The 17,174-nt window shown below is 73.2% G+C and carries 2 protein-coding genes; both read right to left on the minus strand.

The window, feature by feature from the left end; genetic code table 11:
* Positions 1-638 (minus strand): beta-ketoacyl synthase N-terminal-like domain-containing protein (locus ACFY30_RS38615; protein WP_390849817.1); only part of this gene is annotated, 638 nt, incomplete at its 3' end.
* A gap of 57 nt (positions 639-695) precedes the next feature.
* Positions 696-17,168 (minus strand): type I polyketide synthase, encoded by a 16,473-nt coding sequence (locus ACFY30_RS38620; protein ID WP_390849818.1) that lies wholly within the window; start codon positions 17,166-17,168, stop codon positions 696-698.
* Positions 17,169-17,174: the final 6 nt, after the last annotated feature.

Genomic DNA, 17,174 nt, shown 5'->3' on the forward strand with positions numbered 1-17,174 from the left:
AGAGCGACCAGGGACGACGAACACGCCGTGTCCACCGTCACCGCGGGACCTTCCAGCCCCAGCACGTACGACACCCGCCCCGACAGCACCGACGCGGTGATGCCGGTCGTCAGATGGCCGTCGGACTCCTCGGGCCGGTCGAGCATGAGCGCGAGGTAGTCCTGGCCGTTGGTACCGGTGAACACGCCGGTACGGCTGCCGCGCAGCGCGCCCGGGTCGATGCCCGCACGTTCCAGTGCCTCCCAGGAGGTCTCCAGCAGCAGCCGCTGCTGGGGGTCCATGGTCGTGGCCTCGCGGGGCGATATGTCGAAGAACGTGGAGTCGAACAGCGGTGCGTCGTAGAGGAACGCTCCCTGGCGGGCGTACGTGGTGCCGACGCCGCCCGCCGCGTCGAGGACACCGTCGAGGTCCCAGCCGCGGTCGGCGGGGAAGTCGGCGACGGTGTCGCGGCCCTCGGTGAGCAGCCGCCAGAACTCCTCGGGCGTGTCCGCACCGCCGGGAAAGCGGCAGCCGAGACCGACGATCGCGACGGGCTCCTGGCGGCTCGTCTCGACGTCATGAAGACGCTTGCGGGTCTGGCGGAGGTCCGCCGTCACCCTTTTCAGGTAGTCCCGCAGCTTCTCTTCATTGCTCGCCATCGTGCTCCACTTCCTCGCGAAAACGCCGTGAACGGTCCCGTCGCCCGAGCCGGGTGGTCAGATCCCGAATTCCTTGTCGATCAGGTCGAACATCTCGTCGTCCGTAGCCCCGTCCAGTTCCGCGATCGCGTCGTCCGTCTCGTCGGCGGCGTCGGCGCCGGTCCACATCGCCAGCAGTCCGCGCAGCTTCGCCGTGATCTCCGGGTGGGTCTCGCCGCCGGCTCCGGCCTCGGCCGCGAGGACCTCCGCAAGCCGGTCGATCTCGGCGACGACCCCGGACTTCGCGGTCAGGCCGTCGTCGGAGCCGACCAGTTCGGCGCCCAGATGGCGTGCGATGTCCACCGGTGCCGGATAGTCGAACACCAGGGTCGCCGGCAGCCGGAGCCCGGTGGCCGAGCCGAGCCGGTTGCGCAGTTCCACAGCCGTCAGCGAGTCGAACCCGGCCTCGCGGAACGCGCGGACCGGATCCACCGCGTCGGACCTGGCGTGGCCCAGGACCACGGCCGCCTGCTCCCGCACCAACTGGACCAGCGCCGCGGAACGTTCGTCGGCGCCCAGTCCGGCCAGCCGCTGCCGCAGCGCGTCGGCGTCCGCCCCGGACGCGGCGTCCCGCAGCGCGACCTCGGCCTGCGGGATCTCCCCCAGCAGGGCGGTGGTCCGCCCGGCGGTGAACGCCGGGGCGAACCGCGTCCAGTCGACCCGTGCCACGACGGCGACCGGATCGCCGGCGCCCACCAGCCGCTCCATCGCCAGCAGGGCCGGCTCGGCGTCGAGACCGGTCAGGCCACGGCGGCGCAGATACTCCTCGACACCGCCGTCGGCCGCCATGCCGTCCTGCGCCCACGGCCCCCAGGCCACGGACATGGCCGGAAGCCCGGCCGCCCTGCGCTGCTCGGCGAGGGTGTCCAGGAAGGCGTTGGCGGCGGCGTAGTTGCCCTGGCCCGGCGAGCCGACCGAACCCGCGAAGGAGGAGAACAGCACGAACGCCGACAGTTCCCGGTCCCTCGTCAGCACGTCGAGGTGGTGCGCGGCGACGGCCTTGGCACGCAGGACGGCCGCGAAGCGCTCCGGGGTGAGCGCCTCCACGAGCCCGTCGTCGAGGACGCCCGCCGTGTGCACCACCGCGTCCACGGGATGTTCGGCCAGCAGCGCCGCGAGAGCGTCCCGGTCCGCCGCGTCACAGGCGGCCACGGTCACCCGTACGCCCGAGGCGGCGAGTTCGTCGCGCAGATCCGGCGCACCGGGCGCGTCGAGGCCGCGCCGGCTGATCAGGACGAGGTGGTCGGCGCCCTGCGCGGCGGCCCAGCGGGCCACCCGGGCGCCCAGAGCGCCCGTCCCGCCGGTGATCAGCACGGTGCCCGAGGGACGCCATCCCGCGCCGAGGTCGCCGGGGGCCGTCCGGGCGAGCCGCCGCCCGAAGACACCGGTCGCCCGGATCGCCACCTGGTCCTCTCCCGAACGGCCCGTGAGGACGCCGACGAGACGGCCGGCCGTTCGCCGGTCCACGGCCCGGGGCAGGTCGACCAGACCGCCCCAGCCCTCGGGGTGCTCCAGCGCCGCGACCCGGCCCAGCCCCCATACCGCGCCCTGCGCCGGGTCGGGCGCCCCGTCGGACCGGTTCACCGAGACCGCTCCCCTGGTCAGCGCCCACAGCGGAGCCGCGAGGCGGGCATCACCCAACGCCTGCAGGAGTACGGCGGTGGCGGCGGGGCCGGCCGGAACACCGTCACCGGCGTCGGAGCGCCCGGCGTCCGCTCCCTCACCCGCGGTGCGCCCGCCGTGCGGCTCGGACAGGGCCAGGAAGGACAGGACACCGGCGACCGGCTCCTCCCCCGCCGCCGCGGCCAGCAGCGCGGCGAGCGCGGCCCGGTCGGCGCCGGGCTCGTGCTCCACCGGCACCGCCTCGGCCCCGTAGGCCGCGAGGCCTTCCAGGACGGCGCCGCTCCAGGCGTCTTCCCGCGACCCGGCGGGCAGCACGGCCAGCCAGCGGCCCGGCAGCGCGGCGCCGGACACCGCGCCGAGCGGCTTCCAGGTGATGCCGTAGAGCCAGTCGTCGACCCTGGACTGCTCCTGCTGTCCGCGCCACCACGACGACAGCGCGGGCAGCAGCCCGTCGAGGGCGTCCTGTGCCACGCCGAGCGAGTCGGCCAGCGTACGGCCGTCGCCCCGCTCGACCGCGGTCCAGAACCCGGCGTCCGCGCGGTCGGCGGAGCCCGCCGCGGACCGGCCGCCCGGACGCGCGCCCTCGGGCCAGAACCGCTCGCGCTCGAAGGCGTAGGTCGGCAGGTCCACCACGGTCGCCCCGGCCGGAGCGAAGACGGCGCGCCAGTCCACCTGGCCGCCATACAGCCGCAGGCCCGCGACCGCGGAGAGGATCGAGTGGGTCTCGGAGCGGTCCTTGCGCAGGGTCGGGGTCAGCAGACGGCCGTCCGCGTCACCTTCGAGACTTCCCTGCGCCAGCGCGGTCAGCGTGCCGTCCGCACCCACCTCCACGAACCGCGACACACCCTGCCCGTCCAGACACCGCACCGCATCGGCGAACCGCACCGGCCGACGCACATGCTCCACCCAGTACTCCGGCGAGGCCAACTCCTCAGCCGACGCGGCCGCCCCGGTGACGGTCGAGACGACCGGTATCCGCGGCTGCCCGTACGACAGAGTCCCGGCCACCGCCCGGAAGTCCTCCAGCACCGGATCCATCAACGGGGAATGGAACGCGTGACTGACCCGCAGGGCTGTGACCTTGCGGCCCTGAGCACGGATGCCGTCCGCGATCTCCTCGACCGCTTCCGCCGAACCCGAGATCACCACAGCTTGGGGTCCGTTGACCGCCGCGATACCCACCTCGTCACCGAGGAGGGGCAGCACCTCGTCCTCGGTGGCCTGGAGCGCCACCATCGCACCCCCGGCCGGCAGGGCCTGCATCAGCCTGCCCCGCACCACCACCAGACGACACGCGTCCGGCAGCGACCACACCCCGGCCACGTGCGCGGCCGCGATCTCACCGATCGAATGACCGACCACCACGTCCGGACGCACACCCCACGACTCCAGCAGCCGGAACAGCGCCACTTCCAGCGCGAACAGGGCCGGTTGGGCGAACTCCGTCCGGTTCAGCCGGTCGGCATCCTCACCGAACACCACCTCCCGCAGATCGAAGGGGAGTTCCGCGTCCACGGCGTCGAAGGCCTCGGCGAAGACGGGATAGATGTCGTACAACTCCCGGCCCATCCGCAGGCGTTGCGAGCCCTGCCCCGCGAACAGGAAGGCGAGCCGTCGGCCCGAGCGGCCGGGCGTGCCGGTGAGGACGGCGGTGTCCTGCTCGCCGATCGCCAGTGCGCGCAGTCCACGCAGCACTTCGGCGCGGTCGGCGCCCAGGACGACGGCACGGTGCTCCAGCCAGGGCCGCAGGGACGACGAGAGGCCCAGGTCGCTCAGGCGCAGTCCGGGGTCGGCGTCGAGGTGAGCCCACAGCCGTTCGGCCTGGCCGCGCAGGGCGCCCTCGGAAGCGGCGGACAGCGCGATCGGTGTGAGGGGCAACTCATCCGGGGCCGCGGCCGGTTCGGGGGTGTCCGGGTCGGGGGACGTGGCGGCGGTGTCGGGTGACTGCTCGATGATGACGTGGGCGTTGGTGCCACTGATGCCGAAGGACGACACGCCTGCGCGCCGGGGACGGTTCTGCGGCGCCGGCCACTGCCTGTTCTCCGTGAGCAGGGTGATGTCGCCGGCCGACCAGTCGACGAAGGGCGACGGCTCCTCGGCGTGCAGGGTGCGGGGCAGAACACCGTGCCGCATCGCCATCACCATCTTGATGACGCCGCCGACACCGGCCGCGGCCTGCGTGTGACCGATGTTGGACTTCAACGAGCCCATCCACAGGGTCTGTTCGCGGTCCTGGCCGTAGGTGGCCAGCAGTGCCTGGGCCTCGATCGGGTCGCCGAGCGGTGTGCCCGTACCGTGCGCCTCGACCGCGTCCACATCGGACGGCCGCAGACCGGCTCCCGCCAGCGCCTGCCGGATCACGCGCTCCTGCGAGGGACCGTTGGGTGCGGTCAGGCCGTTGGAGGCGCCGTCCTGGTTGACGGCCGAACCCGCCACCACCGCCAGCACGCGGTGACCGTTGCGCCGCGCGTCCGACAGGCGCTCCAGCGCCAGCATGCCGATGCCCTCGGACCAGGCCGTACCGTCGGCTCCGGCCCCGAAGGACTTGCAGCGGCCGTCGGAGGCCAGACCGCGCTGCTGGCTGAAGTCGACGAAGGTGTCCGGGGTGGACATCACCATGACACCGCCCGTGAGGGCGAGGTCGCATTCGCCGGCCCGCAGCGACTGTGCGGCCAGATGCAGGGTGACCAGGGAGGAGGAGCAGGCGGTGTCGACCGTCATCGCCGGGCCCTCCAGGCCGAAGGTGTAGGCGATACGGCCGGAGTGGACACTGCTGGTGTTGCCGGTGAGCAGGTAGCCGTCGGAGTCGTGCTCCCCCTCGCGCAGGCAGGAGTTGTAGTCCTGGCCCATGACGCCGGCGAACACCCCGGTGCGGCTGCCGCGCAGCGCGGTCGGGTCGATGCCGGCCCGCTCCAGGACCTCCCAGGACACCTCCAGCAGCAACCGCTGCTGCGGGTCCATCGCCAGCGCCTCGCGCGGCGAGATCCCGAAGAGTCCGGCGTCGAAGGACGCCGCGTCGTAGAGGAAACCGCCCCGGCGGACGTAGGTCCTGCCGAGCCGACCGGGCTCGGGGTCGTACAGCTCCTCCAGGTCCCAGCCGCGGTCGGCCGGGAAGTCACCGATCGCGTCCCCGCCCTCGCTGACCAGTCGCCAGAGGTCCTCGGGTGACTCGACGCCGCCGGGGAACCGGCAGGCCATGCCCACGATGACCACGGGGTCGTCGTCCGTGCCCTTCCAGGCGGGCAGCGCCGCGCCATGGGCCTCGGCGGTGTCGCCGGCGAGCGCGGTCAGCAGGTGCCGGGCGAGCGCGAGGGGCGACGGGTGGTCGAAGACCAGGGTGGCGGGCAGGCGCAGCCCGGTCGTCGCGTTGACGCGGTTGCGCAGCTCGACCGAGGTCAGTGAGTCGAAACCGAGTGTCTTGAACGCCTGGCCGGGTTCCACGTCGGCGGCGGAGGCGTGGCCGAGCACCTGGGCCACCAGGCCGGAGACCAGTTCCAGCAGGTACGGTTCGCGTTCGGCGGGGGCCAGGGCCAGCAGCCAGCCACGCAGCGGGTCGCCGCCGGTGGCGTGAGCACCGATGTCCGCGGCGCGCCGGGCCGGGCCGCGCACCAGCCCCCGCAACAGCGCGGGCGGGTCGGGGAGTTCGCGCAGCACCCGGAGGTCGAGGTTGACGGGGAGGAGGAAGGCGGGCTCGCGGTCCCGGAGCACGGCGTCGAGCACCGCGAGACCCTGCTCGACGGCGAGCGGTCGTACGCCGCCGCGCGCCATGCGCCTGAGGTCCGCTTCGGTCAGCCCGGCGGTCATGCCCGCGCCGGGTGCCCAGGGGCCCCAGGCGAGCGAGACCGCGGGCAGGCCGAGGTTGCGGCGGCACCGGGCGATGGCGTCCAAGTACGCGTTGGCCGCCGCGTAGTTGGCCTGTCCGGCGCCGCCGAAGGTGGCCGACACCGAGGAGAACAGCACGAACGCGGCCAGGTCCAGGTCGCGGGTGAGCGCGTCGAGGTGTGCGGCCGCGTCCGCCTTGGGCCGCAGCACCGTGAGCAGTCGTTCCTCGGTCAGCGACGCCAGTACGCCGTCGTCGACGACACCGGCGGTGTGGATCACTCCGCTCAGCGGGCGGTCGGCCGGGACGGACGCCAGCAGGCTCTCGAGGGCCTGCCGGTCGGCCACGTCGCAGGCCGCGACGGTGACGTGGGCGCCCAGGTCGGTGAGGGCGGCGGTGAGTTCGGCCGCGCCCGGCGCCCCGGGTCCGCGCCGGCCCGCCAGCAGCAGGTGACGTACACCGTGCTCGGTGACCAGGTGACGCGCGACCAGGGCGCCCAGCCCGCCGGTGCCGCCGGTGACGAGGACGGTGCCGTCCGCGAGACGCACCGTGTCGCTCTCGCTGCCGGCGCCGGTGGTGGCGGAGGGAGCGGGGGGCAAGGTCGCGGAGGCCAGCCGCGGAACGCGTACCTCGTCCCCTCGGACGACCAGTTCGGCCTCGGCGGCGGGGAGTTCCGGTCCGGTGAGAAGCGTGACCAGTGTGTTCCATGATTCCGGCGTGCCGTCCAGGTCGGCCAGTGCGAAACGGCCGGGGTTCTCCGTGCGGGCCGAGCGCATCAGACCCCACAGAGCGGCCAGCGCCGGATCCGACTCCTCGTCCGGCCGCACTGCCACCGCACCGCGGGTGACGACGACGAGCCGGGCCTGTGCGAGCTCGTCGGCCGCCAGCCAGTCCTGTACGAAGGTGAGCGCGGCGGCGGTGACGGCGTGGGCCGCGGCGGAGGAGCCGCACAGCGAGGCGTCGGCGGGGCTGCTCCAGGGCAGCAGCACGGCCTCGGGGACGGGGTCGCCGTCGTGCACGGCCCGGGTCAGCTCCGACCAGGTGCGGGCGGGGACGGCCGGGTCTACGGCCGTGGGGTGGTCGTCCGGGCCCGCGTGGTCCGTCAGCAGGACCGTACGGCCGTCGGCGGGCGGTGCCGTCGCCGCGGGGGCCGGCGCCGGGGACGGGGATGCCGACGGCAACGGCGTCCAGTCGATCACGTACGTCCCGGTGGCGGCGCCCGCGCCCGCAGAGGAAGCACCGGCCACCCCCTCGGCGGGCACCTCGCGCAGCACCAGCGACTCGACGGTGGCGACCGCGCCGCCCGACGGGTCGGCCACGTGCAGGGACACCGCGTCGGGGCCCGCCGGAACCACCCGCACCCGCAGGGCGCGGGCCCCGGACGCGTGCAGAGACAGCCCGCGCCAGCAGAACGGCAGACGTCCGGCGCCCGCGTCACCGAGGGGACCGAGGAGGACGGCGTGCAGGGCCGAGTCGAGCAGCGCGGGATGCACGCCGAAGCGGCCCGCGAGCGCCTCGTGCTCCTCCGGCAGGACGACCTCGGCGAACACCTCGTCGCCCCGCCGCCATACGGTGCGCAGCCCCTGGAACACCGGCCCGTACGCGAGCCCGGCAGCGGCGAACCGGTCGTACACGTCGGCCACGGGGCGGGGCTCGGCACCCTGCGGGGGCCATACGGTGAAGTCGCACCCGGCGTCGGAGCGTGCCGCCGTCTCCGGAGCCAGCAGACCTCCGGCGTGCAGCACCCACGGTGTGTCGTCCGAGGCGTCCTCGGGGCGTGAGTGCACCTCCACCGTGCGGCGTCCCGAGTCGTCGGACTCGCCGACGGTGACCCGCAGGCGGACCATGCCCTGCTCCGGCACCAGCAGCGGGACCGCGATCGTCAGCTCTTCGACCCGGGTGCAGCCCACCTGGTCGCCGGCGCGCAACGCCAGCTCGGCCCAGCCCGTCCCCGGGAAGACCACCGCGCCCAGGACGTCGTGGTCCCGCAGCCACGGATGGGAGTTCAGCGCCAGGCGCCCGGTCAACACCACTCCCCCGTCCGCGAGTTCGACGGCGGCGCCGAGCAGCGGGTGCCCCGCCGCGTCGAGCCCGGCGGCGGCCAGGTCGCCGGGACGGCTGTGCGACGCCTGCGGCCAGAACCGCTTCCGCTGGAAGGCGTACGTCGGCAGCTCCACGGCGCCTGCACCGCCGGCGGGCAGGGCGGCGCTCCAGTCCACGTCGGCGCCCGCGGTGAACAGGGTGGCGAGGGCGGCGAGGAGCGTGGTGGCCTCGGGCCTGTCCTTGCGCAGCACCGGTACGAGGACCGCGGCCCCGGTGTCGTCGAGGGACGCCTGGGCCAGGGCGGTGAGGGTGCCGTCCGGACCGAGTTCGACACAGCGGCCGACACCCTGCCCGGCGAGCGTCCGCACGGCGTCGGCGAAACGCACCGGCCGACGCACATGACTGACCCAGTAGTCCGCCGACATCAGCTCATCGGCCGTGGCCGCCTCGCCGGTCACCGTGGAGACGAGCGGCAGCCGCGGCCGCTCGTACGACAGACTCTCCGCGACCTTGCGGAAGTCGGCCAGCATCGGCTCCATCAGCGGGGAGTGGAAGGCGTGGCTGACCCGCAGCGGCGTGACCTTGCGGTCCCGGTCGCGGAAGTGGGCGGCGATCGCCTCGACGGCCTCCGCCGCACCCGAGATCACCACAGCTTGGGCTCCGTTGACCGCCGCGATACCCACCTCGTCACCGAGCAGGGGCAGGATCTCGTCCTCGGTGGCCTGGAGCGCCACCATCGCACCCCCGGCCGGCAGGGCCTGCATCAGCCGGCCCCGCGCCACCACCAGACGACACGCGTCCGCCAACGACCACACCCCGGCCACGTGCGCGGCCGCGATCTCACCGATCGAATGACCGACCACCACGTCCGGACGCACACCCCACGACTCCAGCAGCCGGAACAGCGCCACTTCCAGCGCGAACAGGGCGGGCTGCGTGCACTCCGTCCGGTTCAGGCGCTCGGCGTCCTCGCCGAACACCACCTTCCGCAGATCGAAGGGGAGTTCCGCGTCCACGGCGTCGAAGGCCTCGGCGAAGACCGGATACGTGTCGTACAACTCCCGCCCCATTGCGAGGCGCTGGGAACCCTGGCCCGCGAAGAGCAGAGCCGTCTTTCCTGCCCGCGTCTGCGCACCCCGGATCAGCCCTGGGGCATCGGCACCTTCTACCAGCGCACGCAGCCCCCTCAGCAAGTCGTCCCGGTCGGCGGCCAGTACGACTGCGCGGTGCTCCAAGGCGGTCCGTGTGGTGGCCAGCGCGAGGGCGGCGTGAGGGAGCGAGAGGTCGGGCTGTGCCTCGACGAAGGCCGCCAGCCTCTCGGCCTGGGCCGGCAGTCCACCGCCGGCCGCGGACAGCACCCACGGCAGGACACGCGGGATCGCGTGCGCCTCGTCCGTTGCGACGGCCTCCGTGGGAGGAGCCTGTTCGAGGATGACGTGGGCGTTGGTGCCGCTGATGCCGAAGGACGAGACACCGGCACGGCGGGGCCGGTCGGCCGGCTGGGGCCACTCGGTGTTGTCGGTCAGCAGGGTGATCTCCCCGGCCGTCCAGTCGACGTGGGAGGAGGGCTCGTCCACGTGCAGGGTGCGCGGGAGTACTCCGTGCCGCATCGCCATCACCATCTTGATGACCCCGCCGACACCGGCCGCCGCCTGCGTGTGACCGATGTTCGACTTCAACGAGCCCAGCAGGAGCGGCTGTTCGCGGTCCTGGCCGTAGGTGGCCAGGAGTGCCTGGGCCTCGATCGGGTCGCCGAGCGGTGTGCCCGTACCGTGCGCCTCCACCGCATCCACATCGGCGGGGCGCAGACCGGCACCGGCCAGGGCCTGCCGGATCACCCGTTGCTGCGAGGGACCGTTGGGCGCGGTCAGGCCGTTGGAGGCGCCGTCCTGGTTGACGGCCGACCCCGCCACCACCGCCAGCACGCGATGCCCGTTGCGCCGCGCGTCCGACAACCGCTCCACCAGCAGCAGCCCCACACCCTCCGACCACGCCGTACCGTCCGCGCCCTCCGAGAACGCCTTGCACCGGCCGTCCACCGCAAGCCCCCGCTGCCGCGAGAACTCCACGAACATCTCCGGCCCCGCCATCACCGTCACACCACCGGCCAGCGCCAGGTCACACTCGCCGGAGCGCAGCGCCTGCGCCGCCAGATGCAACGCCACCAGCGACGACGAACACGCCGTATCGACCGTCACCGCGGGACCCTCGAAACCGAAGGTGTACGCGATACGCCCCGAGGCGACACTCCCCGTCGAACCGGTCAGCAGATAGCCATCGGAGTCGTGCTCCCCGGCGCGCATGCAGGAGCCGTAGTCCTGGGTGATCGCGCCGGCGAAGACACCGGTACGGCTGCCACGCAGCGCCGCCGGGTCGATCCCCGCCCGCTCCAGCACCTCCCACGACGTCTCCAGCAGCAACCGCTGCTGCGGATCCATCGCCAACGCCTCACGCGGCGAGATACCGAAGAGCGTGGAATCGAACAGGGCGGCGTCGTAGAGGAATCCGCCTTCGCGGACGTAGGTACGACCGACCAGGCCCGGCTCGGGGTCGTAGAGGCCGTCGAGATCCCACCCGCGATCCGTCGGGAACCCTCCGATCGCGTCGCCGCCCTCGCTCACCAGTCGCCACAGGTCCTCGGGCGAGCCGACCCCGCCGGGGAACCTGCACGCCATGCCGACGATCACCACCGGATCGTCGGTCACACTCGTCGGCACGGGCAGGATGGACGCCGTGTCGGCGGTCTCGTCTCCGTCCGACAACTCGGACAGGAGGTAGCGGGCCAGGGCTGCCGGGGTCGGGTAGTCGAAGACCAGGGTGGCGGGGAGCCTCATGCCGGTGGCGGCGCTCACGCGGTTGCGGAGCTCCACCGAGGTCAACGAGTCGAAACCGAGGGCCTTGAACGCCTGATCAGCCTCCAGGTCGGCGGCGGACGCGTGGCCCAGGACGGAGGCGGCCTGTCCGCACACGAGGTCCAGCAGGAATTTTTCGCGCTCGGCCTCGGGAAGTCCTCTGACACGTCGGCCGAGGTCAGCCGCCCCTCCGACGGCCGCCCGTGCCTCCGCGGCGCGGCGCCCGGGCGCGCGCACGAGAGAGCGCAGCAGATCGGGGAGCCGGCCACGCCTGCTGAGCGCTGCGAGGTCGAGGCTGATCGGCAGCACCGCCGCTCGTTCGAGTGCCGGGCCGATCTCCAGGGCGGCATCGAACAGCCCGAGGCCCTGCTCGGGGTCGAGGGGCTGCATGCCCTCGCGGGCCATGCGGCCCAGGTCCGCCTCGGTCAGCTCGGCGGTCATGCCCGCGCCCGTTGCCCACGGGCCCCACGCCAGGGACACAACGGGCAGGCCGGCGGAGCGGCGGGTGGTGGCGAAGGCGTCCAGGAAGGCGTTGGCGGCGGCGTAGTTCGCCTGGCCCGCTCCGCCGAACGTACCGGCCACCGAGGAGAAGACCACGAACGCGGACAGGTCGGCGTCACGGGTCAGCTCGTCCAAGTGCGCCACCGCGTCCACCTTCGGCCGCAGCACCCTCGCGAGCCGCTCCCCGGTGAGGGACGACACCACCCCGTCGTCCAGGATGCCAGCCGTGTGGATCACCGCGGTCAGCGGATGCGCGGCGGGGACACCTGCGAGGGCGGCGGCGAGCTGGTCACGGTCGGCCACGTCCAGCGCTGCGACCTTGACCTCGGCACCCAAGTCTTGTAGCTCAGCCACGAGTTCGGGTGCGCCTGGCGCTTCGAGGCCACGCCGGCTGGCCAGCAGCAGATGCCGCACGCCGTGCCCGGTCACCAGACGGCGCGCCACCAAGGTGCCCAGGCCACCCGTACCGCCGGTCACCAGGACGGTCCCCTCCGGGTCCAGCGGCGCCGGGACCGTGAGGACCACCTTGCCCACATGCCGCGCCTGCGACAGGTACCGGAACGCCTCCGGAGCACGCCGCACATCCCAGCACGTGACCGGCAGCGGCTCGAGCACCCCCGCCTCGAACAGCACCACCAGCTCGGCCAGCATCCGGCCGATCCGCTCCGGCTCCACATCCATCAGATCGAACGCCTGATAGACCACCCCCGCGTGCTCGGCAGCCACCGCGTCCGGGTCCCGGACATCGGTCTTGCCCATCTCCAGGAACCGGCCCCCACGCGGCAGCAGACGCAGCGACGCGTCCACGAACTCACCGGCCAGCGAGTCCAGTACGACGTCCATGCCCCGGCCACCGGTCGCCGCGAGGAACGCCGCCTCGAAGTCCGTGTCCCGCGAGGAGGCGATGTGCACCTCGTCCAGGCCGAGAGTCCGCAGGGCGTCCCACTTGCCGGCACTCGCCGTGCCGAACACCTCCGCACCCAGGTGCCGCGCCAACTGCACCGCGGCCATACCCACACCACCGGCCGCGGCATGCACCAGCACCGACTCCCCCGGCTTCACAGCGCCCAGCTCGGTCAGCGCGTAGTACGCCGTCAGGAACACCACCGGCGCCGACGCCGCCTGCGCGAACGACCAGCCCTCCGGAATCCGGGCCACCTTCCGCGCGTCCGCCACCGCCACCGGCCCGAACGAGCCGGAGAACAGACCCATCACCCGGTCCCCCACGGCCAGCCCCGACACACCCGGGCCGACCTCGGTCACCACACCGGCGCCCTCCAGACCGAAATCCCCCGCATCCCCCGGATACATGCCGAGCGCGTTCAGCACGTCACGGAAATTGACGCCCGCCGCACGCACCGCGACACGAATGTGCTGTGCCGCAAGATCCTCCGAAGGAACGGCACGCAACGCCAGGCCCTCCAGCGTGCCCTTCTCCACGACGTCCAGCCGCCATTCCGGCTGCCCCTCGGGCACGGTCAGAGCCGAACCCGACACCGCACGCGCCAGACGCGGAACGAAGACACCCCCCGCGCGTACCGCGAACTCGGACTCACCGGAGGCCAGCGCACCACCCACCACGGCCCACGACTCGTCCGTTCCGTCCACGTCGACCAGCACGAACCGCCCCGGATTCTCCGCCCGGGCCGACCGCACCAGACCACACACCGCCGCCAGCACCGGATCCGCCGTCCCGCCGTCCCACGCCACCGCCCCCTCGGTGACGACCACCAGACGGCCACCCTCGAACCGCTCCTCCGCCAGCCACTCGGTGAGGAGGCCGAGTACCCGCCCGGTCGTCGCGTGGACGGACTCGGCGGTGTCGTCGGCCGGGCGCTCGACCCGGACGAGCACATCGGCGGGCACGGTCTCGTCGGGTCCCGGCAGAGCGGTACGGGCAGCCGCCGGAACGGGGGCCGGGCTCGCGGGGATCTTCACCCAGTCGGTCTGGAAGAGGTGGTCGACGTGGCCGCTGTCCGCCGTCAGCAGGTCGCCGGACGGCTCCCGCAACACCAGCGACTCCACCGAGGCCACCAACCCGCCCGCCGGATCCGCCAGCTCCAACGCCACCGCGTCCGACCCCAGCACCACCATCCGCACCCGCAACGCACGCGCACCCGACGCCCACCACGACACCCCGGACCACGAGAACGGCAACCGCGCCCGCCCGTCCCCGAACACCGACGTGAACATCACCGCATGCAACGCCGCATCCACCAACGCCGGATGCGCCCCGAACCGCTCCGCAACCGACTCCTGCTCCTCCGGCAGCGCGACCTCGGCGAAAACCTCCTCCCCGCGCCGCCACACCCCACGCAGCCCCCGGAACACCGGACCGTACGACAACCCCAGCCCGGCGAACCGCTCGTACACCCCCTCGACCGACTCCGCCACCGCACCCCGCGGCGGCCACACACCGAAATCGAAACCTTCGGCGGACGGGGAGTCTGACGCGTCGGTCAGCGCCCCGGTCACATGGAGGGTCCACGGATCGGAGTCGAGGGCGTCGTCGGCACGGGAGTGGATCTCCAGTGTGCGCCGGCCGGCATCGTCCGCCGCACCCACCCGCACCTGAACCCGGACCCCACCCCGCTCAGGCACCACCAACGGCGCCGCGATCGTCAGATCCTCCACCCCGTCACAACCAGCCTGCTCACCGGCCCGCAACGCCAACTCCAGGAAGCCCGTCCCCGGAAACACCACCACACCCGCCACCACATGATCACGCAACCACTCCTGCGCCACCAACGACAACCGGCCCGTCAACAACAGACCGTCCCCACCGGCCAACTCCACCGCGGCACCCAACAACGGATGCCCCGCCGCACCCAACCCCACCGCACCCAGATCCCCGTGCGTCGAGCCCGCGTCCCGGGACCAGAAGCGACGCCGCTGGAACGCGTAGGTCGGCAGGGGGACCTGCTCGTGCGCCGGGCCTGTCCGCTCGTCGTGGGGGTACGCCGTCTCCCAGCGGACCGGAAGACCGCTGACATGGAGCTGGGCGAGGGCGGCGAGGAAGCTCTCCGGCTCGGGCCGGTCCTTGCGCAGGGCGGTCGCGAAGACGGGGGAAACGCCGTCCAGGCAGTTCTGGGCGAGGGCGGTCAGCTGGCCGTCGGGGCCCAGTTCCAGCAGCCGGCCGACCTTGCGTTCCGCCAGGGCGCGTACACCGTCGGCGAAGCGGACCGGCCGGCGGACGTGCCGCACCCAGTAGTCGGGGGAGGTGAGTTCGTCCGGGGCGGCCGGGTGGCCGGTGACATTGGAGACGACGGCGATGCGCGGGGCGCTGTAGGTGAGGGACTCGGCCACGGCCCGGAAGTCGTCGAGCATCGGGTCCATCAGCGGGGAGTGGAAGGCGTGGCTGACCCGCAATGCCGTGACCTTGCGTTCCTGGGCGCGGAAACCGTCCGCGATCTCCTCGACCGCCTCCGCCGAACCCGAGATCACCACAGCTTGGGGTCCGTTGACCGCCGCGATACCCACCTCGTCACCGAGGAGGGGCAGGACCTCGTCCTCGGTGGCCTGGAGCGCCACCATCGCCCCGCCCGACGGCAGGGCCTGCATCAGCCGGCCCCGCGCCACCACCAGACGGCACGCATCCGACAACGACCACACCCCCGCCACGTAGGCCGCCGCGATCTCACCGATCGAATGCCCGACCACCACGTCCGGGCGTACGCCCCACGACTCCAGCAGCCGGAACAGGGCCACTTCCAGCGCGAACAAGGCCGGTTGGGCGAACTCCGTCCGGTTCAGCCGGTCGGCATCCTCACCGAACACCACCTCCCGCAGCCCGAAGGGCAGTTCCGCGTCCACGGCATCGAAGGCCTCGGCGAAGACCGGATACGTCTCGTACAACTCCCGCCCCATGCCGAGGCGTTGCGAACCCTGGCCGGTGAACAGGACGGCCAGTCGGCCGCCGGGCCGGGCGCTTCCCGTGACGGTGTGCGGGTGGGACTCGTCGGTGGCGAGGGCGGTGAGGCCGCCGCGCAGGTCGGCGAGGGTGCGGCCGGTGATCACGGCCCGGTGTTCGAAGGTGGAGCGGGTCGTGACGAGGGCGCGGCCGATGCCGGCCGGGTGCGGGTGGGGCTCGTCGTCGAGGTGCGCGAGCAGGCGTGCGGCCTGTGCGTGCAGTGCGGCGCGGCTGCGCGCGGACAGCACCCAGGGCAGGGGGTGTGCACCGGTCGGCCGGTCGGGGCCGGCCGTGGGAGCGGTGATGACGGGTGCCTGGTCCGTCTCGCTGTGCGGGTCGAGCGGTTCCGGCGTGGGCGCCTCCTCGACGATCAGGTGGGCGTTGGTGCCGCTGATGCCGAAGGAGGAGACGGCCGCCCGGCGGGGCCGGTCGCCGGGGCGGGGCCAGGGCTGCTCATGGGTGAGCAGGCGGAGGTCGGCGGCGGTCCAGTCGATGTGCAGGGACGGCTCGTCGGCGTGCAGGGTGCGGGGCAGCAGGCCGTGGCGCATGGCCAGGACGAGTTTGATGACGCCTGCGACGCCGGCGGCCGCCTGGGTGTGACCGATGTTGGACTTCACGGAGCCGAGCCACAGGGGGCGGTTCTCGGGGCGTGCGGCGCCGTAGGTGGACAGCAGCGCCTCCGCCTCGATGGGATCGCCGAGCGGGGTGCCGGTGCCGTGGGCCTCAATGGCGTCGATGTCCTCGGCGGACAGGCCGGCGTCGGCCAGGGCCGAGCGGATGACCCGTTCCTGGGCGGGGCCGTTGGGGGCGGTCAGGCCGTTGGACGCGCCGTCCTGGTTGACCGCACTGCCGCGGATCACGGCGAGGACGGGGTGGCCGTTGCGGCGGGCGTCGGAGAGGCGTTCCAGGAGCAGCATGCCGGCGCCCTCGGCGGGGCCGAAGCCGTTGGCGGCGGCGGAGAACGCCTTGCACCGGCCGTCGGAGGCGAGCGCGCGCTGCCGTCCGAAGTCGACGAACATCTCGGGTCCGGACATGACGGTCACGCCACCGCCGAGCGCCAGATCGCACTCGCCGGAGCGCAGGGACCGTACGGCGAGATGGAGCGCCACCAGCGAGGAGGAGCACGCCGTGTCGACCGTGACGGCGGGACCCTCCAGACCGAAGGAGTAGGCGATGCGGCCGGAGGCGACGCTGATGGTGCTGCCGGTGAGCAGATGGCCGCCGAGGTCGGCCTGGGAGTCGTGGGAGCGCGGCAGGTAGTCCTGGGCGATGGCGCCGACGAACACGCCGGTGGACGAGCCGCGCAGGGAGGCGGGCAGGATGCCCGCGCGCTCGACGGTCTCCCAGGAGGTCTCCAGCAGCAGCCGTTGCTGCGGGTCCATGGCCTGGGCCTCGCGGGGCGAGATCTCGAAGAACTCGGCGTCGAACAGCGGCGCCTCGTGCAGGAAGCCGCCTTCGCGGACGTACGAGGTTCCGGGCCGGTCGGGGTCGGGGTCGTACAGCGCGTCCAGGTCCCAGCCGCGGTCGGCCGGGAACGGGGTGACGGCGTCGGTTCCCGAGGCCAGGAGCCGCCACAGTGCCTCGGGGGTGTCGGCCCCGTCGGGGAAGCGGCAGCCCATCGCGACGATCGCGACGGGTTCCTGCCGCTGTTCCTCGAGGTCCTGCAGACGTTTGCGTGTCTGACGAAGGTCGGCCGTGACCAGCTTGAGGTAGTCCCGCAGCTTCTCTTCGTTGCTCGCCATTCGATG

This window comes from Streptomyces sp. NPDC000345 (assembly GCF_042898825.1).
In the GTDB taxonomy this organism is placed as follows: domain Bacteria; phylum Actinomycetota; class Actinomycetes; order Streptomycetales; family Streptomycetaceae; genus Streptomyces.

Coding starts and splice junctions, on each gene's coding strand:
- ACFY30_RS38620 (WP_390849818.1), bottom strand. CDS start 17,168: ATGGCGAGCAACGAAGAGAAGCTGCGGGACTACCTCAAGCTGGTCACG.